Source organism: Streptomyces sp. NPDC004610 (assembly GCF_040609715.1).
In the GTDB taxonomy this organism is placed as follows: Bacteria; Actinomycetota; Actinomycetes; order Streptomycetales; family Streptomycetaceae; genus Streptomyces.
Map to the genome: position 1 here is coordinate 75,643 of NZ_JBEXLA010000025.1, position 22,434 is coordinate 98,076.

22 protein-coding genes and 2 pseudogenes are annotated in these 22,434 nt (G+C 73.5%); 11 read left to right on the top strand and 13 right to left on the bottom strand.

Going from position 1 to position 22,434, the window contains the following annotated elements; genetic code table 11:
* The first annotated feature begins 137 nt into the window (after nucleotides 1–137).
* Entirely contained in the window at nucleotides 138–716 is a 579-nt protein-coding gene (locus tag ABZX40_RS26135; protein WP_355743280.1) for an AAA family ATPase, read from the top strand.
* 9 nt (nucleotides 717–725) lie between these two features.
* Here ABZX40_RS26135 and ABZX40_RS26140 read toward each other — a convergent pair whose 3' ends face one another.
* A complete protein-coding gene (locus ABZX40_RS26140) occupies nucleotides 726–1,484 on the bottom strand; it encodes an SDR family oxidoreductase (RefSeq protein WP_355743282.1) in 759 nt (252 codons plus the stop codon).
* 123 nt (nucleotides 1,485–1,607) lie between these two features.
* Between ABZX40_RS26140 and ABZX40_RS26145 the strand changes: the two genes are divergently transcribed.
* From ABZX40_RS26145 to lnt, 3 genes are all read left to right on the top strand, one after another.
* The gene (locus ABZX40_RS26145; protein WP_355743284.1) at nucleotides 1,608–2,777 is read left to right on the top strand and encodes a hypothetical protein; all 1,170 of its coding nucleotides are present in this window, start codon (nucleotides 1,608–1,610) and stop codon (nucleotides 2,775–2,777) included.
* Nucleotides 2,778–2,871: 94 nt separating this feature from the next.
* Complete coding sequence (locus tag ABZX40_RS26150) at nucleotides 2,872–3,312, top strand: nuclear transport factor 2 family protein (RefSeq protein ID WP_355743286.1); 441 nt, start codon at nucleotides 2,872–2,874, stop codon at nucleotides 3,310–3,312.
* Between the two features lie 108 nt (nucleotides 3,313–3,420).
* On the top strand, nucleotides 3,421–4,998 hold the full coding sequence (lnt, locus tag ABZX40_RS26155) for an apolipoprotein N-acyltransferase (RefSeq protein WP_355743288.1): 1,578 nt from the start codon (nucleotides 3,421–3,423) through the stop codon (nucleotides 4,996–4,998).
* Nucleotides 4,999–5,048: 50 nt separating this feature from the next.
* Here lnt and ABZX40_RS26160 read toward each other — a convergent pair whose 3' ends face one another.
* Entirely contained in the window at nucleotides 5,049–5,960 is a 912-nt protein-coding gene (locus ABZX40_RS26160; RefSeq protein WP_355743290.1) for a Gfo/Idh/MocA family oxidoreductase, read from the bottom strand.
* A gap of 19 nt (nucleotides 5,961–5,979) precedes the next feature.
* Nucleotides 5,980–7,263, bottom strand: a complete 1,284-nt coding sequence (locus ABZX40_RS26165) for an FAD-dependent monooxygenase (RefSeq protein WP_355743292.1) — start codon at nucleotides 7,261–7,263, stop codon at nucleotides 5,980–5,982.
* Nucleotides 7,264–7,372: 109 nt separating this feature from the next.
* Here ABZX40_RS26165 and ABZX40_RS26170 point away from each other — a divergent pair, with 109 nt between their 5' ends.
* The 3 genes from ABZX40_RS26170 (at nucleotide 7,373) to ABZX40_RS26180 (ending at nucleotide 9,287) form a co-directional block, all read left to right on the top strand.
* Entirely contained in the window at nucleotides 7,373–8,029 is a 657-nt protein-coding gene (locus ABZX40_RS26170; protein WP_355743294.1) for a TetR/AcrR family transcriptional regulator, read from the top strand.
* An 88-nt stretch (nucleotides 8,030–8,117) separates the two neighbouring features.
* Entirely contained in the window at nucleotides 8,118–8,633 is a 516-nt protein-coding gene (locus tag ABZX40_RS26175; RefSeq protein ID WP_355743296.1) for a DinB family protein, read from the top strand.
* 159 nt (nucleotides 8,634–8,792) lie between these two features.
* Complete coding sequence (locus ABZX40_RS26180; protein ID WP_355743297.1) at nucleotides 8,793–9,287, top strand: hypothetical protein; 495 nt, start codon at nucleotides 8,793–8,795, stop codon at nucleotides 9,285–9,287.
* A gap of 217 nt (nucleotides 9,288–9,504) precedes the next feature.
* On the opposite strand, the pseudogene ABZX40_RS26185 reads toward ABZX40_RS26180, so the two are convergent.
* The 7 genes and pseudogenes from ABZX40_RS26185 to ABZX40_RS26215 all read right to left on the bottom strand — a co-directional run.
* Nucleotides 9,505–9,975: pseudogene (locus ABZX40_RS26185) on the bottom strand (hypothetical protein); the annotation flags it as partial.
* Between the two features lie 137 nt (nucleotides 9,976–10,112).
* A complete protein-coding gene (gene ung, locus ABZX40_RS26190) occupies nucleotides 10,113–10,796 on the bottom strand; it encodes a uracil-DNA glycosylase (RefSeq protein WP_355743299.1) in 684 nt (227 codons plus the stop codon).
* Between the two features lie 138 nt (nucleotides 10,797–10,934).
* The gene (locus tag ABZX40_RS26195; protein ID WP_355743302.1) at nucleotides 10,935–12,515 is read right to left on the bottom strand and encodes an ABC transporter substrate-binding protein; all 1,581 of its coding nucleotides are present in this window, start codon (nucleotides 12,513–12,515) and stop codon (nucleotides 10,935–10,937) included.
* 378 nt (nucleotides 12,516–12,893) lie between these two features.
* Nucleotides 12,894–13,655, bottom strand: a complete 762-nt coding sequence (locus tag ABZX40_RS26200) for an SDR family oxidoreductase (protein WP_355743304.1) — start codon at nucleotides 13,653–13,655, stop codon at nucleotides 12,894–12,896.
* 44 nt (nucleotides 13,656–13,699) lie between these two features.
* Nucleotides 13,700–14,461 carry a 3-oxoacyl-ACP reductase FabG gene (gene fabG / locus ABZX40_RS26205; protein WP_355743306.1) on the bottom strand — a complete coding sequence of 254 codons (762 nt, stop codon included), beginning with the start codon at nucleotides 14,459–14,461 and terminating at the stop codon, nucleotides 13,700–13,702.
* Nucleotides 14,462–14,852: 391 nt separating this feature from the next.
* Entirely contained in the window at nucleotides 14,853–15,269 is a 417-nt protein-coding gene (locus ABZX40_RS26210; protein WP_355743449.1) for a DUF3037 domain-containing protein, read from the bottom strand.
* 29 nt (nucleotides 15,270–15,298) lie between these two features.
* Nucleotides 15,299–16,063 (bottom strand): HipA family kinase, encoded by a 765-nt coding sequence (locus tag ABZX40_RS26215; RefSeq protein ID WP_355743308.1) that lies wholly within the window; start codon nucleotides 16,061–16,063, stop codon nucleotides 15,299–15,301.
* Nucleotides 16,064–16,264: 201 nt separating this feature from the next.
* Between ABZX40_RS26215 and ABZX40_RS26220 the strand changes: the two genes are divergently transcribed.
* Nucleotides 16,265–16,756, top strand: coding sequence for a Rieske (2Fe-2S) protein (locus ABZX40_RS26220; RefSeq protein ID WP_355743311.1), 492 nt, complete (start codon nucleotides 16,265–16,267; stop codon nucleotides 16,754–16,756).
* Between the two features lie 160 nt (nucleotides 16,757–16,916).
* Here ABZX40_RS26220 and ABZX40_RS26225 read toward each other — a convergent pair.
* Together ABZX40_RS26225 and ABZX40_RS26230 are read right to left on the bottom strand one after the other, a co-directional pair.
* Nucleotides 16,917–17,096: pseudogene (locus ABZX40_RS26225) on the bottom strand (cysteine hydrolase); the annotation flags it as partial.
* Between the two features lie 165 nt (nucleotides 17,097–17,261).
* Nucleotides 17,262–18,239 carry a LysR family transcriptional regulator gene (locus ABZX40_RS26230; protein ID WP_355743314.1) on the bottom strand — a complete coding sequence of 326 codons (978 nt, stop codon included), beginning with the start codon at nucleotides 18,237–18,239 and terminating at the stop codon, nucleotides 17,262–17,264.
* 94 nt (nucleotides 18,240–18,333) lie between these two features.
* Between ABZX40_RS26230 and ABZX40_RS26235 the strand changes: the two genes are divergently transcribed.
* Nucleotides 18,334–19,311, top strand: coding sequence for a DMT family transporter (locus tag ABZX40_RS26235; protein ID WP_355743317.1), 978 nt, complete (start codon nucleotides 18,334–18,336; stop codon nucleotides 19,309–19,311).
* A gap of 288 nt (nucleotides 19,312–19,599) precedes the next feature.
* Here the strand turns inward: ABZX40_RS26235 and ABZX40_RS26240 are convergent, their stop codons facing one another.
* Entirely contained in the window at nucleotides 19,600–20,949 is a 1,350-nt protein-coding gene (locus tag ABZX40_RS26240; protein ID WP_355743320.1) for an aminotransferase class I/II-fold pyridoxal phosphate-dependent enzyme, read from the bottom strand.
* A 26-nt stretch (nucleotides 20,950–20,975) separates the two neighbouring features.
* Here ABZX40_RS26240 and ABZX40_RS26245 point away from each other — a divergent pair, with 26 nt between their 5' ends.
* Nucleotides 20,976–21,716 (top strand): pyridoxamine 5'-phosphate oxidase family protein, encoded by a 741-nt coding sequence (locus ABZX40_RS26245; protein ID WP_355743323.1) that lies wholly within the window; start codon nucleotides 20,976–20,978, stop codon nucleotides 21,714–21,716.
* Complete coding sequence (locus ABZX40_RS26250; protein ID WP_355743326.1) at nucleotides 21,716–22,363, top strand: FMN-binding negative transcriptional regulator; 648 nt, start codon at nucleotides 21,716–21,718, stop codon at nucleotides 22,361–22,363. The genes ABZX40_RS26245 and ABZX40_RS26250 overlap by 1 nt, the downstream gene beginning before the upstream one ends.
* Nucleotides 22,364–22,434: the final 71 nt, after the last annotated feature.

The following is a 22,434-nucleotide window of genomic DNA, read 5'->3' on the forward strand; positions in this document are numbered from 1 at the left end:
CACGGGGATGCAGCACCGCCGGACCTGAGCGCGGACGCCGGTCCAGACGCCCCCATCAGCCACAATCCAGACGCCCCACCCTCCCTGACACCCCTGACACCCCTGCCCCCCTCACACCTCCATGACACCCTCCTCCCATGGAGCACCTCACCACCGCCCCACCCCGCCAGGGGCTGATCATCTTCCTCAACGGAGCGACGAGTTCCGGTAAATCGGCCGTCGCCGCCGAGCTGCTGCCGATCCTGGACGAGCCGTACTTCCATCTCCCCGTGGACGCCTTCCACGCGCTCCGCTCCCCCGTCCCCGTCCCGCCCGAGTCCCTGGACGTTCTGCTGCACCGCACCTGGCGCGGCTACCACCGGGCGGTCGCGGGCGTGGCCGCCGCCGGTAACCACGTCGTCATGGACCATGTACTGAGCGCCGACTGGCGTCTTGAGGACTGCCTCGCCCTCTTCTCCCCGCGCGATGTCGTCCTCGTCGGCGTGCACTGCCCCCTGCCGGAGCTGGAACGCCGGGAGCGGCTCCGCGGCGACCGGCCCCCCGGGCTCGCCGCCCGCCAGTTCGCACAGGTGCACTCCCACGGCGTCTACGACATCGAGTGCGACACCGGTACGACCGACCCCGCGTCCTGCGCCCGGCTCATCAGGGACTTCCTGGGCGACCGGCCCACCCCCACCGCCTTCGAACGCCTCCGCGCGGCAGCCGACGCACGCTGATCGCGCGCCTCAGCGTCCCCCCGACACCCGCAGCACCGCGCCCGTGGTGAAGGAGGCGTCCGGCGAGAGCAGCCAGGCGATGGCGGCGGCGATCTCCATGGGGTCGCCGGGGCGGCGCAGCGGCGTCGTGGCCGCCATCCGGGCCGCGCGCCCGGGGTCCCCCATCGCGGCATGCATCCCGGTGTCGATGACGCCGGGCGCCACCGCGTTGACGCGCACCCCGTCGGGGCCGAGTTCCTTGGCCAGGCCCAGGGTGAGGGCGTCGATCGCGGCCTTGGTCGCCGCGTAGTGGACGTACTCGCCGGGGCTGCCGATCGAGGCGGCGGCGGACGAGACGTTCACGATCGCCCCGCCGCCACGCCCGTGCCCGGTCATCAGCTGGGCCGCGCGGCGGGAACAGAGCAGCGTGCCGAGGAGATTGACGTCGACGACCCGGCGCAGATCGTCGGTGGAGGTGTCCGCGAGGCGGCCCAGCGGGCCGGTCACCGCCGCGTTGTTCACCAGGCCCGTGACCGGGCCCAGCTCCCGCTCCGCCCGCTCGAAGAGCCGGTCGACCTCGCTCTCCACGCTGGTGTCGACCCGGACGACCGCACAGCGCCGCCCGGCCGCCCGCACCCCGTCGGCGACCCCTTCCGCCGCCCGCTCGTCGCGCACGTACCCGACGACCACGTCATGCCCGTCCGCGGCCAGCCGCAGACAGGTCGCGGCCCCGATCCCCCGGCCGCCACCGGTGACAACGGTGACGAGGGCGGCGGGCGGCTGTGCCATACGAACTCCCCCATATCGACTTCGACCATATCGACTTCGACCACATCGACTTCGACCGACGAACTCGATCAAGGGTAAGGGGGCCGCACTCCCGCGGCCTTCCGCGCGATGGATGATGTGCGCATGATCGAGCACCCCCCGGCGGAACTTCCGACGCGCTCCTCGGCGCAGGCCCCGCAGCCCCTCACCCTCCTCACCGAGGCGGACGCGTACGCGCTCGCCGGTGGCCCGGCGGCGGCACGGGACGACCATCACGTCGGCGGAGCCACCGTCGTCATCGGCGACGCCGGCACCGTCGTCGTGGTGGCGGCGGGTGACCGCCCCGGCGGCAGCGGCGTCTGGAACGCCGAGGAGGTCCGGATCGTCGGCCCCGCCCCGGCCCCGGTGCGCCAGCGCCTGCTCGACCCGCTCGCGGAGCGCGGCGCGACCGGGACCGAGTCGCCCGTCCACCTCCTGGCCCGGGTGCCGGAGGGCAGCGTTCTCTACCTCGGCACCGGCAGGGTGACCCAGGCGGGCACCACCCTGCCCCCGGGGAGCCCCGAGGCCGTTCTCACCGACTGCGCGTTCCGGCTGGAGACCCCGCTGTCCGCGTCCGCCCTGGCCCGCGTCCGGCCTCCGCTGCCCGCGCCGGAGCTGCCCGGGGTGGAGTGGCTGGGCGAGGTGAACGGCGATCGCGCGTCGGCGCTGGCCCGCTTCCTCACCACCTGGTACCCGCCGACCCCGCCCGGCGGCACCACACCCCCGTCACCGCCCGGACTCCCCCGCCCCCTCCGCCACTTCCACGAGCTGGCCCACGACCGCCCGCTCGCCCTCGGCACCCAGAACGCCCTGTTCCCACCCGTCCGCCTCCGCACCGACCCGGACGGCACCCTCGACATCGGCACCGAGAACCAGGGCATCTTCACCTGGTCGCTCCGCCGTCCCCACGACAGCCCCGACCCCACCGTCTGGTTCGAGACCGACGACGGCACCCTCGTCCCCGAGGCGGAACCGCTCAGCGGCTTCCTCCTCCAGTTCGCCCTCTACGAGGCCGCGACGAGCGCCGACTACCTCGCGCTCCCGCACGAGCCGACCCCCGAACAGATCGAGCGCCTCACCAGGGACCTCCACCCGGTACCGCTGGCCCCCTTCCTCCCCTCCTACCCCACGCGCTTCTACGTCGCCCCGGGCCTGGTCCTGCACCTCGCGGACGCGGGCGACGGCTACATCAGCGCCTGGGCCGGTGCCACCCACCGCGCCGCCCTGGCTCCGCTCACCGGCACGGACACCGACTGGCACCGCTTCGACGGCTGAGTGCCGCACCCTCGACCGGCGACCAGAACCGCCCCCTCCCCGAATGTCCTGCACACCCCTTGGCTCCCCACCCCCCATGTCCAACACTCATCAGGTGACGCAGCGTGTGGAGCTGGCGACCGTGATGGACCGGATGGCCGTGGACGGACTGATCACCGACTACGCCGTGGCCGTCGACGACGGCGACTGGGAGGCGTACCGGGAGCTGTTCACCGCCGATGGCCGGGCGGACTACCGTTCGGCGGGCGGGATCGAGGGCGGGGCGCGGGACGTGTCGGAGTGGCTCGCGGAGAGTCTGCTGGTGTTTCCGGTGCGGCAGCATCTGATCGTCAACCGGAGGGTGCGCTTCGAGATCCTGGAGCGGGACACCGGGGACACCGCGCGAGTGCAGGCCGACTACGTCAATCCAATGGGTGCCTCGGCGGTGCCCGATTTCGTCTGCGGCGGGCGCTACGGCTTCGGGGCGGTGCGCACCGGTGACGGCTGGCGGCTGAGCGAGGTCGTCGTCCGGGAGAAGTGGCGGCGGCTGCCCTGAGCCGGCGGGCACGGAGGGAGCCCGGCAGGGGAGCTGACGTGGCTTGATGTGGGCGGGGGCGATCAAGGTCCCCTGTACCTCGATCGGTGACGGGGCCACACTCGTCGTATGACCTCATCGCAGCGTCCGCTCCGCTCCGGCCTGCGGCGTTCGGTCGTCGCGGCCGGGGCGGGGGCGCTGCCGCTGCTGGCGTTTCCGGCTCCGGCGCTGTGGTGGTGGGCGCCGGTGGCGCTGGTGCCGTGGCTGCTGCTGGCGCGCGGGGCGCCGACCGGGCGGCGGGCGCTGTACGACGGCTGGTGGGGCGGCTTCGGCTTCATGCTGGGCGTCCATCACTGGCTGCTGCCGAATCTGCATGTCTTTACCTTCGTCATCGCCGCGCTGCTGGGCGCGCTCTGGGCGCCCTGGGGCTGGCTGGTGCGCCGGTTCCTGGGCGGGACGCCCTCCCCGGGGCGGGTCGGCGCGGCGCTGCTGGTGCTGCCGTCGGGCTGGCTGATGGTGGAACTGGTGCGGTCCTGGCAGGGGCTCGGCGGGCCCTGGGGGATGCTCGGGGCGAGCCAGTGGCAGACGGCCCCGGCGCTGCGGCTGGCCTCGGTGGGCGGAGTGTGGCTGCTGAGCTTTCTGCTGGTGGCGGTGAATGTCGCGGTCACGGTGCTGATCGCGGTGCGGGCCGGCCGGGTGCCCGCCCTCGCCGGGCTGCTCGCCACCGCCGCCGCGACCTCCGCCGCCTGGGCGTGGGCGCCGCGCCCCGAGGTGACGGAGCGGGTCGCCGTGGCCGTCGTCCAGCCCGGGGTCGTGGGCGGGGCCGACAGCGGGGACCGGCGGTTCGACCGGGAGGAGGCGCTGACGCGGGAGCTGGCCGGGCGGGGCGCGGATCTGATCGTGTGGGGGGAGTCGAGTGTCGGGTTCGATCTCGGGGAGCGGCCCGATCTGGCCGGGCGGCTGGCGGCGCTGTCGCGGGCGACCGGCGCGGAGATCCTCGTCAATGTGGACGCGCGGCGGCAGGAGCTGCCGGGGATCTACAAGAGTTCCGTACTGGTCGGGCCGGACGGGCTGACCGGGGACCGGTACGACAAGATGCGGCTGGTGCCGTTCGGGGAGTACATCCCGGCGCGGTCGCTGCTGGGCTGGGCGACCTCGGTGGGCGAGGCGGCGGGCGAGGACCGGATGCGGGGCACCCGGCAGGTGGTGATGGCGGCCGGCGGCGGGCTGCGGATCGGGCCGATGGTGTGCTTCGAGTCGGCGTTCCCGGACATGAGCCGGGCGCTGGCCGGGGACGGGGCGCAGGTGCTGGTGGCCCAGTCGGCGACCTCCACCTTCCAGCGGAGCTGGGCGCCCGAGCAGCATGCCTCGCTGGCCGCGCTGCGGGCCGCCGAGACCGGCCGCCCGATGGTGCACGCCACCCTGACCGGCGTCTCCGCCGTCCACGGCCCGGACGGCACCCGGATCGGCGGCCCCCTGGGCACGGACGCGAGCGCGGCCCGGGTGTACGAGGTGCCGCTCGCCGACGGTGTCACCCCGTACGTCCGCTACGGCGCCTGGCCGGTGCAGGGGGCGCTGCTGGTACTGGCCGCACTGGCGGCGACGGAGGCCCTGCGGGCGATCAGGGCCCGACGGGACGGTCCCGCACCCCGCGTACCACCCGCTCACCCGGCTGATGACCGACCGGCGCGGCATGGGCGGCGCTGAGGGCCCTCACGACGCGGACGGCACGCAGGGCAGGCATGGCGCGCACGGCGTCAGGGCCGGGCGGCGTGTTCCTGCACCGCGCGCACCACCCGCTCGCACAGCTCATGCGTCGCCAGCGCATCCCGGGCGCTGAGCGTCTTCCCCGCGCGCACCGCGTCGAGGAAGCCCAGCGCCACCTGCTCGATCCCGCGCTGCCGCGCCACCGGCACCCAGTCGCCGCGCCGCCGCAGCGTGGGCTGGCCCTTGTGGTCGATGACATCGGAGATGTTGAGCACCTGCCGCTTGGTGTCCTGGCCGGAGACGTCGAGGATCTCCTCGGTGGAGCCGCTGAGGCGGTTCATCACCCCGAGCGCGGTGAAGCCGTCCCCGGCGAGCTGGAGCACCACATGGTGGAGCAGCCCGTCCACCACCCGGGCCCGCACGCCGACATCGTCGATCTCGCCGGGCACCAGGAAGCGCAGCGTGTCCACGACATGGATGAAGTCGTCCAGGATCATCGCGCGCGGCTCCTCCGGCAGCCCCACCCGGTGCTTCTGCATCACGATCAGCTCGCGCGGATGCTCGGCGCACTGCGCGTACGCGGGCGCGTGCCGCCGGTTGAAGCCGACGGCCAGGCTCACCCCGCGCTCCTCGGCGAGCGTCACCAGCCGCTCGGAGTCGGCGAGTTCATAGGCGAGCGGCTTGTCGACGTACGTCGGCACGCCCGCCGCCAGCAGCCGGGTCACGATCTCGGGGTGCACGGCGGTCGGCGCGTGCACGAAGGCCGCGTCCAGGTCCTGGGCGAGGAGGTCGTCCAGGGTGGTATGGCGCTGCGCGGCGGGCAGGCGCAGCCCGTCGGCGACCCGGTGGAGGGTGGCGGGTGTGCGGGTCTGGAGGTGCAGATCGATCCCGGGCTGAGCGCCGAGCACCGGCAGATACGCCTTCTGCGCGATGTCACCGAGTCCGATGCAGCCGACCTTCACGCCGTCTCCCCAGGGTCAGTCAGTCGTTCAGGCGTTCGCCCGCCGTCGTCTGCTCGGAGCATACGGGGTCGGCGGCGGCGGATTCCGGCCGCGTGGGCGCGTCCCGGGGCGGACGCCAGTCGGCGATGGAGTCGAACCCCTTCAGGAAGAGCGCGGGCCCGGCGGCCTTCGACAGCGCCAGCAGCGCCGCGTTCCGTACGGCGACGGCGGTGCGGCTGCCGGTGAGGTTGAGGCGGGAGACCCGTACCGCCTGGCGGGCGATGCGGGTGGTCCTCGGCAGCCGGGCGGCCGAGTAGGCGGTGAGGTCGGTGCGGTGGTGGGCGAGCACGACGGCGTCCTCGATGGCCTGGTTGCCGCCCTGGCCCAGGGTCGGCGGCATGGCGTGCGCGGCGTCGCCGAGCAGCGCGACCCGGCCGCGGTGGAGGGCGGGCAGCGGCTCGGCGAGGTGGTGGACGTCGTGGCGCAGGACGTCGTCCGGGCGGGCGGCGGCCAGAATCGCCGGGATCGGGTCGTGCCAGTCGCCGTAGCGGCGCAGCAGTTCGGCGCGTTCGTCGGCGGCGCGTTCCCCGGCGGGGGCGAGGGCGGCGGCGTAGGCGTACACCCGGTCGTCCTTGAGGGGCTGGGTGCCCCAGATCCGGCCGCGCCCCCAGGTCTCGTGCGCGGCGAAGGCGACACCGGGCAGCGGGATGACGATCCGCCAGGTGGTGAACCCGGCGTAGACGGCCCCGGGGTGGTCCGGGAAGAGCGCGCGGCGCACGGCGGACTGGATGCCGTCGGCGCCCACCACCAGGTCGGCCGCCGTCTCGTCGCCGTCGGCGGTACGGACGCGGGCCGGGCGGCCCGGGACGCCCGGGTCACCGGGGTCGACGAGGACGGCCTGCGCCGCCGTGCGGACCGTGCCCTCGGGGAGCCGGGCGGCGAGGGCGTCGATGAGGGTGGCGCGGCGCAGCAGCACGAGCGGTCCCCCGAACCGCTCGGCCACCGCGTCGGCGCTGGACCGGGAGAGCCAGCGCCCGCCCGGGGCGCGCACCCCGCCGTCGCCCTGCCAGGCGGCCAGCGCGCGGATCTCGTCGCCGAGTCCGATGGTGTCCAGGGCGCGCAGGGAGTTGGGCGCGAGGGAGATCGCGGAGCCGACGGGTTCCAGCGACGGGGCGCGCTCCAGGACCGAGACGCGCACCCCGCGCCGGTGCAGGGCGACGGCGGCGGTGAGCCCGCCGATGCCCCCGCCGACGACCAGGGCGGTACGGACGGCGCCGGGCGGGCCGGTGTCCGGCAGCTCTGATGTCCCCGGTGTCTCGCGCATGGCCCCTCCTCGGACGCCGACCTGCTCACCACATCCGCTCACTACATCCGTAGTGAACGCTGCGACGGCAACGTTACTACAGGTGTAGTGGGAGAGGTAGATTGCCTTCATGCCCGAGCGCCCCGCCACCGACACCGCCGCCCCCACCACCACCCCGACCGCCGCCCCCTCCCTGCCCGGTGCTCCCGCCCCCGGCCGGGCCGAGCTGGTCGCCGACGCCGCCATCGCGCTGCTCGCCGAGCGCGGGATGCGGGGGCTGACCCATCGCGCGGTGGACGAGGCCGCCGGTCTGCCGCAGGGCTCCACCTCCAATGTGGCCCGCACCCGCCAGGCCCTGCTGGAGCTGGCGGTGCGCCGACACGCCGAACGCGAGGCACGGGTCCTGGCGCTCGGGGAGATGCCCGATCCGCGCGGCGGCCGGGACTCCGTCGCCGACGCGCTGGCGCTGGCCGTGCACCGCACCCTCACCGACCACCGCGATCTGCTGATCTCCCGCTACGAACTCGCCCTGGAGGCCACCCGCCGCCCCGAGCTGCGCGCCTTCTACGACGCGACCGGCGCCGTCTTCCGCGACCACCTCACCGCGCTGGTCGCGGCCATGGGCTCGACCGCCCCCGCCCGCCACGCGCTGTCGCTGATCGCCTGGGCGGACGGGCTGATGTTCACCTGCGCGGCGGGCTCGTACAGCGCCCGGGTGCCGGACCTCGCGGAACTGCGGGCCGGGGTGCGGGAACTGCTCGCGGGGCTGCTGGGCGACCACGGCTGACCTGCGCGGACGCCTCCGGCACCCGGATCCGGCCCCGCCCGCGATAAGCCGTGGCCAGGGCCCGCCGCCTCGGGTGAGGATGGCCCCCATGACCATCGAACGCAATGAACCTTCGCGGGCCGCCGACGAGCGCACCATGCTGGACGGCTGGCTCGATTACCACCGCGCCACCCTCGCGGCGAAGTGCGAGGGCCTGACCGACGAACAACTGAAGACCAGGTCGGTGCCGCCGTCCGAGCTGAGCCTGCTGGGGCTGGTGCGGCACATGGCGGACGTGGAGCGCGGCTGGTACCGCAGGGTGCTGGCCGGGGAGGACGCCCCGCCGATCCACTACACCGACGACGACCTCGACGGCGACTTCCGCACCGGCCCGTCCGACACCTGGGAGCAGGCGTACGCCACCTGGCAGGAGGAGATCGCCGTCGCCCGCCGCCACGCGGCCGGGTTCGCCCTGGACGACCTGGCCAAGGGCAGGCACCGGCATCGCGGGGACGAGCCGTTCAACCTGCGCTGGATCCACACCCACATGATCGAGGAGTACGCCCGCCACAACGGCCACGCCGATCTGCTGCGCGAGGCCATCGACGGCAGCACGGGGGACTGACCGAGGGCAGCACCCGGGACCGATGGAGGCAGTCGTCGGGGCCCGCGCTCCGACGGCCCTGCGGGCACCCCCGCCGGTCGGGCCCCGGCATCACCCGTGCGGGTCATCCTGCGCCTGTCCGGTGCCGGGAACCGGGCCGGAGCCAGCAGAGTGGCCCAGGTGCATCGAACGACGACCACCGCCACGCTCCTGGTCACCGTGGCCGTCGCGGCCCTCACCGGCTGTACGACGGTCCACCGCCCGTCCGCGCCCGCCCCGGCGGCGACGCCGGTACGGCCGCCGGTACCGGAACCCGACGGCAGTGCCGGGCCGCAGATCGTGCAGGCACCGGCCCGTGAGGCGCTGGAGATGATCGGCCCGGCCCGTCCGTCCGCCGACCGGCGCCGGGCTCCCGCCGGACGCCCCGCCGCCCCGCCCCCGTCCACCTCGGCTCCGGTACCCCGGCCGAAGACCCCGCGCGCCACCCCCCGCCCGCGCACCCCCGCCCCCGCGCCCCGGCCGACCCGGGGACCGACCGCCCTGCCCGGCCTCGCCGACTCGATCGGCAGGGACGTCCGCCGACGGACCGATGTCTGCGCGCTGGGGCGGCAGTACGGCGGCTGGGGCCCGAACAGCCCCGAGTCACGGATCTGCGAGCGGACGTACGGGCGGTGAGGTCCACCGCCGTCGCCCTGGACGGTCAGGGCCGCCGATACGGGCGGTCGTCCCCACCCGGATCCCCATCCGGGTGCTCACCCGGATCCCCACCCTGATTCCCATCCGCGTGCCCACCCGGATGCCCATCCCGACCCCCGTCCGGATCCCCGTCCGGATCCTCACACCGCCCTCGGCCCGATTCCCCGCCCGATTCCCCACCCCCATCCCCGTAGAGGTCGGCGAGCCGGGCCTCCAGGCGGCCGAGGGTGGTGCGGAGCCCGAGGCCGTAGCCGTCGTCGGGCAGCCGGGAGCAGGCGCGGCGGGCGCGGGCCGCATGAATGCGGGCGGCGTCGGCGCGGTCCAGCTTCAGATAGTCGGCGGCCAGGTTGAGATGCAGGGTGGGGTAGAGCGCCCGGACCGCGACCGCGCGCTCATGGTCGGCGGGGTGCAGTCCGGTCAGTTCCTCGGCCGCCGCCAGCGCCCTGAGGTCCCAGGCGAGTTCATCGGCCGGGTCGTCCTGGGTGTCGGCCAGATAGTGGGCCAGGGTGCAGCGGTGCAGCGGGTCGCCGTGCTCACCGGTCTCCGTCCACAGCCGCAGCAGCCGGTCCCGGGCCTCCTCGCGGTCGCCCGCGTGATGCAGCATGACGCCCTGCCCGATCCGGGTCAGCACGGCATCCGGCACCGGCTGCTCCTGTCGCTCCGTCATCACGGCCTCCGCGCCACTCGCCGACTGTCCGGCACCGACGCTAGCCGCCCCCGATGGCGATCACGCTGAGGCGGGACCGGGCCGGGCCGCACGGGACCGGCCCGGCTCAGGACTCAGAGCTGAGGATTGCCCAGGACTCAGGCGAGGTCGGGGATCGTCCAGTCGATCGCGGTGTGACCCTGGCGGGCCACCGCCTCGTCGATCTGGGTGAAGGGGCGGGAGCCGAAGAACTTCTTCGCGGAGAGCGGGGAGGGATGGGCGCCCTTGACGACGACATGCCGGTCCTCGTCGATCAGCGGCAGCTTCTTCTGCGCGTAGTTGCCCCACAGCACGAAGACGGCCGGGTCGGGCCGGTCGGCGACCGCGCGGATCACCGCGTCGGTGAACCTCTCCCAGCCCTTGCCCTTGTGGGAGTTGGCCTCGCCGGAGCGGACCGTGAGCACCGCGTTGAGCAGCAGCACACCCTGGCTCGCCCAGGGCATCAGATAGCCGTTGTCCGGGATGGGGGTGCCCAGCTCCGCGTGCATCTCCTTGTAGATGTTGCGCAGCGACGGCGGGATCCGCACCCCCGGGCGCACCGAGAAGCACAGGCCGTGGCCCTGGCCCTCGCCGTGGTAGGGGTCCTGGCCGAGGATCAGGACCTTGACCTGGTCGTACGGCGTGGCGTCGAGGGCGGCGAAGACCTCCTCGCGGGGCGGGTAGACGGGGCCGTTCGCCCGCTCCTCCTCCACGAAGTCCGTCAGCTCCTTGAAGTAGGGCTGCTGGAGCTCGTCGCCCAGGACTCCGCGCCAGGACTCGGGCAGCATGGCGATGTCGGTCACGTCAACTTCCTTACGCTGTATGTCACTTCGAGGCCCCGGCCCACCGCTCGGGTGGTCCGGTGGTGGTCCTCGGATCCTGGTTCCAGAACCTACAGGCGGCCACTGACAATCGGCCCCCCGGGCGAGGATCGGCCGGGACTACCAGCTGGTCTTGCGTGACAGCGTCCACATCATCATGATCGTCGACGGGTCGAGGGCCTGTTCCCCGCCGGAGATCTCCTCGCTGGCGGCGATGTACTGCTTGCCCTGCCACAGCGGCAGCAGCCGGGCGTCGTCCACCAGGATCTGCTGGGCCTCCTCGAAGTCCTTCACCACCTGGGCGCGGTCGCTCTCGCGGCGCGAGCGGGGCAGCAGGACGGTGGTGATCTCCTCGGCCGGGTAGGGCGTGCCCAGGGCGTTCTGGTCGCCGACGAAGGGGGCGATGAAGTTCTCGGCGTCGGGGAAGTCCGGGAACCAGCCACGGCCGAAGACCGGGTACTCGCCCTTCTGGTAGCCCTCGACATAGGTCTTCCAGGGGCGGCTCTTCAGGGTGATCTCGAACAGGCCGGACTCCTCCAGCTGCCGCTTCAGCTCCTTGAAGAGGATCGCGGTCTCGGAGCCGTAGCGGTCCGTGGTGTACCAGAAGGTCAGCTTGACCGGGGTGGTGATACCGGCCTCGGTGAGCAGTTCGCGGGCCTTGTCGGCGTCGGGGTCGCCGTAGTCGTCGAAGAAGCCGGTGGTGTGTCCGGTGAGGCCCTTGGGGACCATGGAGTACAGCGGCTCGACGGTGTCCTTGTAGATGTTGTGCGCGATGGAGGCGCGGTCGACGACCTGGGCGACGGCCTTGCGGACGGCGGGCTCGGCGGCCGTCGGGTCCTTGGGGTTGAACACCAGATAGGAGATGTCCGTCCCGGCGCCCTCCACGAGCTGGAGCCCGGAGTCGGGGTCGGTGCTCTGGAGATCGACGATGTCGGGGGCGGCGAGACCCCGGTAGGTGAGGTCGATCCGCTTGGCCTTGAGGGCCTTGACCATCTCGCCGGAGTCCTGGAAGTAGCGGATGGTCACCGCGCTGTTGCGGCGGTCGGCGAAGCCCTTGTAGCTCTCGTTGCGGACCAGTTCGGCCTCGCTGTTCTCGGTGTACGAGGCGAGGCTGTAGGGGCCGGAGCCGGTGACGGAGGTGCCCTCGCGCAGGGCGTCCGCCGGGTAGTGCTCGGGGTCCACGATCGACATCGCCGGGGTGGCCAGGACGAACGGGAAGGTCGCGTCGGAGGTCTTCAGACGGAACAGGACCTGGTCGTCGCCCTCGGTGTCGACCTGTTCGAGACTGCCGAGGAGCCCGGCGGGACCGCCGGCGACATCGATCTTGAGGATCCGGTCGAACGAGTGCTTGACCGCCTGCGCGTCGAGCTTGTGCCCGTCGGAGAAGGTGAGGCCGTCGCGGAGCGTGCAGCGGTAGGCCGTGTTGGAGGAGTCGGTGAACTCGCAGTTCTCGGCGGCGTCGGGCTGCGGGGTGGTCGCTCCGTTCGGGTAGCTCAGCAGGGTCTGGTAGATGTTCCGGTACAGCTCCCAGGAGCCGTCCCAGGAGGCGGCCGGATCGAGCGAGCTGGGCGCGCTCGTCGTCCCTACCACGATCGGCCGGCCGTCGTCGGACCCGTTGTCGGACAACACTCCGCATCCGGCCGCCAGGGATATGGACGCGATGGCGGCGATTGGCCGCAGGCATCGGTTCCGGTTGAACACGCGCTCGCTCCTCGATCTGCCATGCCAAGGGTTGGCAGACCCTACCGCAGCCCAAAGCTTCGCGATGCGTGGTTGAACGAGCCGATGGATCAACTCATCAATGACTACGTTGTCATGGCCGAAAGTAGGCCCTCGTCGCCCGGTTGGACATCACGGGTCGCCCTATCGGACACCGGGGGGACGCCGGTGCGACGCCGGTGGGCCGCCGGGTGGACACCTGCCGGACAGCCGCACCGGGTTGCCGCCCCGAACGGCCGTGCGAACACCCTCCGTTACGGGGAGGGCAGCCCACCCGGCGTCGGGGTCAGCCCACCCCGGCGGCGTTGAGGTCAGCAGCCCACCCCGGCGTCGAGGTCAGCCGCCACCCCGGCGTTGAGGTCAGCCCACCCCGGCGTTGAGGAAGAGCCCCCCGTCCACCGCCAGGGTCTGGCCGGTCACCCAGTCCGACTGGTCGGAGGTGAGGAACGCGGCGGCGGCGCCGATGTCCGAGGGGACGCCGAGCCGGCCCAGCGGGTACGCCGCGGCGGCCTCCTCCTCGCGCCCCTCGTACAGCGCCTGGGCGAACCTGGTCTTCACCACCGCCGGGGCGATGGCGTTGACCCGTACCTTCGGGGCGAACTCGTGCGCCAGCTGCACGGTCAGGTTGATCATCGCGGCCTTGCTGACGCCGTACGCGCCGATGAACGGGGAGGGGGCGAGGCCGGCGATGGAGGCGATGTTGACGATGGCGCCGCCGTTCTCCCGCTGCCAGGCGTGCCAGGTCTTCTGGGCGAAGCCGAGGGCGGAGACGACATTGGTCTCGAACACCTTGCGGGCCACGCCCAGATCGAGATCGGCGAGCGGGCCGAAGACCGGGTTGGTACCGGCGTTGTTGACCAGGAAGTCGACCCGCCCGAACGCCTCCATCACCCGCTCCACGGCGACGGTCTGGTGGGCCTCGTCATGGGCCTTGCCCGGGACGCCGATCGCCCGGTCCGCGCCGAGCCGTTCGACGGCCTCTCGCAGGGCGTCCTCGTTGCGGCCGGTGATGCAGACCCGGTCGCCGCGCGCGACCAGCGCCTCGGCGACACCGTGGCCGATCCCCCGGCTGGCGCCGGTGACCAGCGCGACCTTGCCGGAGAGCGGCGGGAGTTCCGTCATGTCCATGTCCGTCCTTCCAGAGTCCGGGGGTTGCCGCTGGGGTCTCAGTCGAGGGGCCCGCCGGCCACGTACAGGACCTGGCCGGAGACGAAACCGGCGGCGTCGCCGGTGAAGAAGGCGATGGCGTTGGCGATGTCGTCGGGCTCGCCCACGCGCTGGACCGGGATCATGGTGGCGGCGGCGGCCTTGAAGTCCTCGAAGCCCATACCGACGCGTTCGGCGGTGGCGGCGGTCATATCGGTGGCGATGAAGCCGGGGGCGACCGCGTTGGCGGTGATGCCGAACTTGCCCAGTTCCTTGGCGAGGGTCTTGGTGAAGCCCTGGAGACCGGCCTTGGCGGCGGAGTAGTTGACCTGGCCGCGGTTGCCGAGCGCGGAGGACGAGGAGAGGTTGACGATCCGGCCGAAGCCCGCGTCGACCATGTGCTTCTGACAGGCGCGGGACATCAGGAAGGCGCCGCGCAGATGGACGTTCATGACGGTGTCCCAGTCGGAGACGCTCATCTTGAACAGCAGGTTGTCGCGGAGCACGCCCGCGTTGTTCACCAGGATCGCGGGCGCGCCCAGCTCCGCGGCGATCCGCGCGACCGCGGCCTCGACCTGGGCCTCGTCGGCGACATCGCAGCCGACCGCGAGCGCGGTGCCACCGGCCGCGGTGATCTTCTCCACGGTGTCCGCGCAGGCGGCCTCGTCGAGATCGAGCACGGCGACGGCCCGCCCCTCGGCGGCCAGCCGTACGGCGGTGGCGGCACCGATCCCTCGGGCACCTCCGGTGACGATCGCTACGCGCTGCTCGGTGATGGACATGGCGGCTGCTCCTCGCCCTCGGGGACACGGCTCCCACGGCCGCCCCGACCCTGGAGGTGAGCGACCGCTTAGTACCTTCGGCAGAACGTGACGCTAGAAGCCCCGGCACCCGGTGTCAACGGGGCGCGGGGTGGATGTGATCCATTACCGGCACGGGTGCGCTCCGGGCGGGGCCGGGCGGACGCGTGCGCAGGCCCGCGCACGCCCGCCCGCCCGCCCGGCCACCCGGCCACCCGGCCACCCGGCCACCCGGCCACCCGGCCACCCGCCTATCGAGCCACCCGGCCATCGAGCCACCCGGCCGCCGGTCACCACCGGAAGCCGCTCCCCCGCCACCCCCGTCACCACAGCCACCACCACCGCTCCCGTACCAACGCATGGGGCTGTCCCCTCACCACACCAGCAGATCCACCAGCCGCCGCAGCTCGCCCTCCGGCTCCAGGGTCAACCCCGTATGCACCGGCCCCGGCTGCACCACCGTCGAACGGGGGGCCACCAGCCAGCGGAAGCGGCGGCCGGGGTCGTCGTGGGCCGCCGGGCCCGCGGCCTCGCCACCCGCGCACACCCGCTCCACCGCGCGGAGCGCGGCCCGGACGCCGGGTACGTCGACCGCCGGGTCGAGGGCGAGGAGGCGGGCCTCGTCGAGGTGAGTGAGCGCACCCACGTACCCCCGCGCCCGGCAGTAGAGCAGGACGCCCGCGTTGACGCACTCGCCGCGCTCCAGGCGCGGTACCACCCGCAGCAGGGCGTACTCGTAGACGTCCCGGTCGCCGCCCTGGCCCGCGCGGGTGATGTGACGCTCGGTCATGGCCCCGGCGACATTGATCCGCTGGTCGGTCATCCCGTCTCCTCCAGTCCGGCGATGCGCTCATGGACCGTCGCGGCGCGGGCCAGCAGGGGCCGGACGTAGGCGCGGCGCAGGTCGTCCGGGGTGTCGAAGCCGGGTTCGCCGGTCAGCCAGGCGTCCGGGACGGCGGCGGTGACCTCGGTGAGCAGTTCCTCGGTGACCAGCGGAGCGAGCCGCGCCGCGGCGGCCCGGACATCGGGGGCGAAGGACCGCAGGGCGTGGTCGGCGGCATCGTAGGGGCGGGCGGCGGAGGCGTCCGCGCCGGGCCAGTTGTGGTGCCAGATCATCGTGGCGCCATGGTCGATGAGCCATAGCTCGCCGCGCCACATCAGGAGGTTGGGGTTGCGCCAGGAGCGGTCGACGTTGCCCACGAGCGCGTCGAACCAGACCACCCGGCCCGCCTCCGCGGCGCTCACCTCGAAGGTCAGCGGATCGAAACCGACGGCGCCGGAGAGGAAGTCCATGCCGAGGTTGGTGCCAGCACTGCCCTTGAGCAGTTCCTGCACCTCGGGGTCGGGCTCGCCGAGCCCGAGCACGGCGTCCAGCGCCACGGTCACCAGCCGGGGCACCCTGAGCCCGAGCCTGCGGGCCAGTTCACCGCAGACCACCTCGGCGACCAGCGTCTTGCGACCCTGCCCGGCGCCGCGGAACTTCAGGACGTACGTCCCGAGGTCATCGGCCTCGACCAGACCGGGCAGGGAGCCGCCCTCACGCAGGGGCGTGATGTAGCGGGTGGCGGTGACGTCCTTGAGCATCGCCCCAGGCTACTGGGGCGTTCATGGCCACCCCGGGCCGCCCTGGACCGTCCGCGTCTCGATCGGGTGAAGATCGGGGGCCCGGTGAACTCGTCCCGCGTGCCGTTCGTACTGCTGATGAGATCGCGGAAACCTTGCAGATCCGGGAAGCCCCGGACAGATCCGGAAGATCACACCACGTCCCTGGAAAGGAACGTCAGCATGGCCAGCGAATCCCTTCACCGCACCGCCCCTCCCCTCCGGCCCGCCCGCCGTACGGTCATGGCCGCGGCCGGGGCGACCGGGCTCGCCGTGGCGCTGACCGCGTGCGGTTCCGGGGACGACTCGGGGTCGTCGTCCGGCTCGGCCACCGAGGACGCGGCGTCGCCGGGCGGCAGCGCCCCGGCCGAGAGCGGCGGCGGGGGCGGCACCCCGCTCGCCCGTACGTCGGACATCCCCGAGGGCGGCGGCAAGGTCTTCGCCGACCAAGGCGTGGTGGTCACCCAGCCGGTCGCCGGGGAGTTCAAGGCGTTCTCGTCCAAGTGCACCCACCAGGGCTGCGCGGTGAAGGACGTGACGGACGGGGTGATCGTCTGCCCCTGTCATCAGAGCCATTTCTCCGCCACCGACGGCAGTGTGCAGCAGGGCCCGGCCACGCAGCCGCTGCCGGAGACGCGGATCAGTGTGGAGGGGGACGAGATCCTGCTGGCGTGACGCGCGATGGGCGGGATCGCCCGGATAGCCCAAATGACCCAAATGGTCCGGATGGTCCCGCTGAGGCCCTGAGACCCCGGGGGCCTTGAGACGCTGAGGCCCGGCGGCCCGGCGGCCCGGCGGCCCGGCGGCCCGGCGGCCCGGCGGCCAAGTGGCCAGGTCAGCGGCGGCGGCGCCCGAGCCGGCCCAGGATCTCATCGGTGGTCGTGACCCTGGCGATCAGCGCGAGGGTGTGGCGGATCATCGCGGGCACATGGTCGGCGGGCACCCCGGCGATGGCGTCCGCCGGGACGACCGCGCGACAGCCCCGGTTCATCGCGTCGAACACGGCGCCGGGGAGCGTGCACGACCTGGACGCCGGTCTCATGGGCCGCGGCGACCAGCCGGGCGATCCTGGTCCTGCGCCGCCATGGCTCCCCCTCGTGGCCGCGTGCCGAGTGGCGGGCGTTGCGCGCGACCGGAGGGCGGGTCAAGCTGTCGGCGGGCCGGGACATCTGACGTCCTGTCAGACACCTGTTCCGGAAACCGACCCGGTGGAGGCACCGCGGATGGCGCCGGAGGCGACCGGCGGGGTGACGGACGCGCCGATCTTCTCGCCCGCCGTACGCAGCGCCCGGACGGCCGCCCGGATCGAGGGGCGGCGGTCGGCGTCGGCGCGCCAGACGACGTAGACATGGCGGGTGACCCGCTGTTTGAGCGGGACGGTGACAACGCCGTGCGGCATCGGGTGGCGGCCGAGCAGGGGGGCGATGCAGACGCCGAGCCCGGCCGAAACCAGGCCGAGCTGGGTGTGGGTCTCGGCGGCGCGATGGCCGAGGATCGGCTCGACACCGCGCGAGCGCAGGGTGAAGACCAGCCACTCATGGCAGAACTCGCCCTCCCCCCAGGTGATCCACTCGTCGTCCGGGAACTCGGCGAGATCCACCTCGTCCCGGTCGGCCAGCGGATGGTCGGCCGGGAGCGCCACATCCGCCGGGTCGTCCAGGATCGGCGCCTTGACCAGGCCGTCGGGCAGCGGCAGCGGCTTGTTGTACCAGTCGAGGACCACCGCGAGATCGAGGTCGCCGCGGACCACCGCGCGGATCCCGCCCTCGGGCTCCAGCTCGCAGGAGCGCAGCCGCAGCCCGGGGTGCTCGGCGCGCAGCGCGGACAGGGCGAGCGGGAACAGCCCGCGCGCGGCGGTCGGGAACGCGGACAGCCGCAGCTCCCCCACCACCTGCCCGCGCTGGGCCTCCAGATCGGACTGGGCGAGCTGCACCTGCGACAGGATGCGGGCCGCGTGTTCGGCGAGCAGCCGCCCGGCGTCAGTGAGCCGGACACCCCGGCCATGCTTGGCGAGAAGCTGCTGTCCGACCTCCCGCTCCAGCTTGGCCATCTGCTGGGAGACGGCCGAGGTGGTGATGTGCAGCCCTTCGGCGGCACCGCTGACGGAGCCGTGCCGGGCGAGCGCGTCGAGGGTCCGCAGCCGTTCGAGATTCAGCATGCCCCCAGCGTACGCACGATTAAGCGCTGCTACGAGATAAAGGGCATTAGATTTCGATTGTGCTACGAGGTTGTCCCGCGCGATCGTGGACGCCATGACCGCAGCCGCCCGCACCACCACCGCCGCCAATACCACCACCGCATCCGCGACCGTGGGCCCCTCGGCCCCGGCCCGCCGACGGCTGGACTGGCGGCTGCGTTTCGCCGCGCTGTCCCTGATCTGGGGCTTCAGCTTTCTGCTGATCAAGGTGGGGACGGAGGGCTACCCCCCGTTCCAGGTCACCCTCGGCCGGCTGGTGTTCGGTACGGCGGTGCTGGCGGTGGCGATGGCCGTGAAGCGGCAGCGGCTGCCGCGCGGGGCCCGCACCTGGGCGCATCTGACGGTCGCCGCCCTGCTGCTGAACGCGCTGCCGTTCTCGCTGTTCGCGTACGCGGAGCTGACCATCCCGTCGACCCTGGCCGGGATCTGCAACGCGACCTCACCCCTGTGGGGCATGGCGCTGTCGCTGGTGGCGCTCTCCGAGGACCGGCCGACGCGGGTCCGGGTCGCCGGGCTCGGCATCGGCTTCCTGGGGGTGCTGACCGTGCTCGGTGCGTGGCAGGGCTTCCAGGGGCTGGACGCCACGGGTACGGCGCTGGCGCTGCTGGCCTCGCTGAGCTATCCGATCGGCTGGATCTACGTCCGGCGCACACTGGCCGGGTCCGGCGCGTCGCATCTCTCGCTGACCGGGGCGCAGTTGCTGCTGGCGACCGTGCAGCTGGCGGTGGTGACACCGCTGTTCACCTCGGCGCCGGACGGGTTCCATCCGGTGCCGGTGCTGGCGATCGTGGCGCTGGGGGCGCTCGGCACGGGGTTCGCGGTGCTGGTGCAGTACGGGCTGGTGGCGGAGGTCGGTCCGACGACGGGTCAGATGGTCACGTACTTCATCCCGGTCGTCGCGACCGGGGCGGGGGTGCTGGTGCTCGGCGAGTCACTGACCTGGTCGACACCGGTGGGCGCGGTGATCGTGGTGGCGGGGGCGGCACTGACGCAGATACGGACCGGCGGCGCGGGTGCCCGCCGGGCCGACTGAACGCCGGACGGGGACACGCCCCCAGGTGAACACCGGGCCGAAGGGCGCCCCCATCTGAACGCCGGTCCGGGACACGCCCTTCAGGGGCGCGGGGAACTGCGCGACCAGCCACAACGCACCCGCCACGTGCTCCCGCACCCGCACCCGCCACCTGCTCCCGCCACCCGCTTCCGCCACCCGCTTCCGCACCCGCACCCGCACCCGCACCCGCACCCGCACCCGCCGCCAACCACCCGCCACTCACACCCGACACACACGCCCACCACTCACACCCGACACACACCCGCCCTAAGCCGAATGACGAGGCACCCCGGGACTGACCGCCCGCGCGATCGCATCCGCCAGCACCCCCACCTCCCCCGGCATCAGCGTCGTGATCGTGACCCGGACCCCCGGCGGAGCCGACATCCGGAACCGGGCCCCGGGCGCCACCGCCCACCCCGCGTGCAGCAGCCGCGCCACCGCCCCGGTCTCATCAGGCACCGGCACCCACACATTGAGCCCGCTGCGCCCGTACGCCGGGACCCCCCGCTCGGCGAGCGCGGCGATCAGCGCGCCGCGCCGCTCACCGTAGACCGCCGCGACCGTACGGGAGTCCACCGCGCCGCTGCTCCAAAGCCGGGCCACCGCCCGCTGGGTGAGCCGGCTGACCCAGCCGGGGCCGAGGCGCTGGCGTCCGCGCACCCGGTCGAGGGTGACGGCGTCGCCGGTGAGGACGGCGAGCCGCAGATCGGGACCGTACGCCTTGGCGGCCGAGCGGACGAATGCCCAGGAACGGGTGGCCCCGGCCAGCGGATGGAGCGGCAGATCGACGATGCGATGGCCGTGGTCGTCCTCGATGAGCAGGGTTCCGGGGTGGGCCGCGAGGATCTCGCGCAGGGCGCGGGCGCGCTGGGCGCCGAGGGCCGCGCCGGTCGGGTTCTGGGCGCGGTCGGTGACGATCAGGGCGTGGGCCCCGGCGGCGAGGGCGGCGCGCACGTCACCGGGGAGGGGGCCGTCGTCGTCGACGCCGACCGGGACCGTGCGCAGGCCCAGGGCCGGGATCAGATCGAGGAGGCTGCCCCAGCCGGGGTCCTCGACGGCGACCGTGTCACCGGGTTTGAGATGGACGGCGAGGACGCGTTCGACGGCGTCCAGGGAGCCGGAGGTGACGGCGGCGGGCCCGGCGGGAACGCCGTCGGCGTCCAGATCGGCGCGGGCCAGGCGGACCAGGTCGGGTTCCTCGGGGTCGGCGCCGTACAGCACCGGGTCGCGGTCGGCCTGCGCGGCGGCCTCGGCGAAGACCCCGGCGAGGGCGGGCAGCAGCGCGGGGTCGGGGTTGCCCGCGGACATGTCCCGGACGCCCTCCGGGACGTCCACCCGGAGTTGCTCGCGCCCGGTCGTGGCCGGTTTCGCCCGCACCCGGCTGCCGCGCCGCCCGGCGGTCTCGATGACGCCGCGCTCGCGCAGGACCCGGTACGCGGCGGCGACGGTGTTCGGGTTCACCCCCAGGAGCCCGGCCAGCTCCCGCATCGGGGGCAGCGACTGCCCCGGCCGCAGCTCGCCCGCCGCGACCGCGCGCTCCACGCTCGCGGAAATCTCCGCTGCGCCCCGTCCACTGATCGGATATTCTGCGTACTCTACTAGCACAAACGACATTATGCACTAGTGCAAGGGAGGGCGCCATGTCAGCCGCCAGTCCGGCCACGCCGGGAGCAACCACCCCGGGGACGACCACCCCGGGAACGACCCCGACACCACCGGGTACCGCCTCCGCCTACACCCCGACCGAGCGCACGGTCCCCACCCGTTCCGCCGACCGCGCCCGGTACGACCGGGAGATGGTCCACGCGATCCTCGACGAGGGCTATGTCTGCCATCTCGGCTTCGTCCGCGACGGCGCCCCGGTCGTGCTGCCCACGCTCTACGGCCGGGTCGGCGAGCGGCTCTACGTCCATGGCTCGACCGGTTCGCGTCCGCTGCGGATGACCGGCAAGGCCGAGCCGGGGCTCCCGGTCTGTCTCACGGTCACCCATGTCGACGGCCTGGTGCTGGCCCGCTCCGCCTTCCACCACTCCATCAACTACCGCTCGGTGGTGGTGCACGGCATCGCCCATGACGTCACCGACCCCGACGAGAAGCGCGCCGCCCTCGACGCCCTGGTCGACCATGTCGTACCGGGCCGCGCCGCCGACTCCCGCCCCGCCAACCGCAAGGAACTGGCCGCGACCGCCGTCATCCGCCTCGACCTCGACCAGGTCTCCGCCAAGCTCCGCACGGGCGGGGTGAACGACGAGCCCGAGGACCTCGACCTCCCCCACTGGGCGGGGGTGGTCCCGCTGTGCAAGGGCTACGAGGCCCCGCTCCCGGACGCGGATCTCGCCCCCGGCACGGCCCTGCCGGACTACCTGGCGGCGGTGCGGTGATGCTGATCCACCCTTGGGACACCGCTCACGACGACACCGAGTGGCGGACCTGGCTGGCCGCCCACGACTTCGGGCAGCTCGCCGTCAACGGCCTGCCCGGCGACCCCCCGTCCGTCCAGCCCCTGCACTTCGTCTACGACGCGGGCGCCGGACCCGGCGCGTACGGCGAGATCGTCACCCACCTCGCCCGCCCCAACCCGCTCTGGCCCGCCCTGGAGGCGGACCCGGGGGTGCTGCTGAGCGTGGTGGACGACTACGCCTTCGTCCCCGGCCCCTGGCAGGCGTCCCCCGGCGAGCCGCCCGAGCACGGCACCCCGACCAGCTTCTACGCCGCCGTGCAACTGCGCTGCCGGGCCGAGATCGTGGACGACCCGGCGGTCAAGGCCGCCCTCCTCAACCGGCAGATGGCCCATTTCCAGCCGGAGGGCGGCTCCGCCCCGGTGGCGGCGGGGGAGGCACCGTACGGCCGGATGCTGCCGGGGATCCGGGGCCTGAGGCTGGAAGTGATCGAGGTACGGGCGAAGTTCAAGTACGCCGGTCACCGGCCGACCGAGGTGCGGTCCCGGCTCGCGGACGGCCTGGCGGCCCGCGGCGGCCCCGGCGACCGGGCGGCACGGGAGCATCTGCTGCGACGGAACCCGGTGTAGAGCGGGAGCATCCACTGGGACGGATCCCGTGCAGCACGCGGAACCCGGTACGGCACGGGAGCACCCGCCGC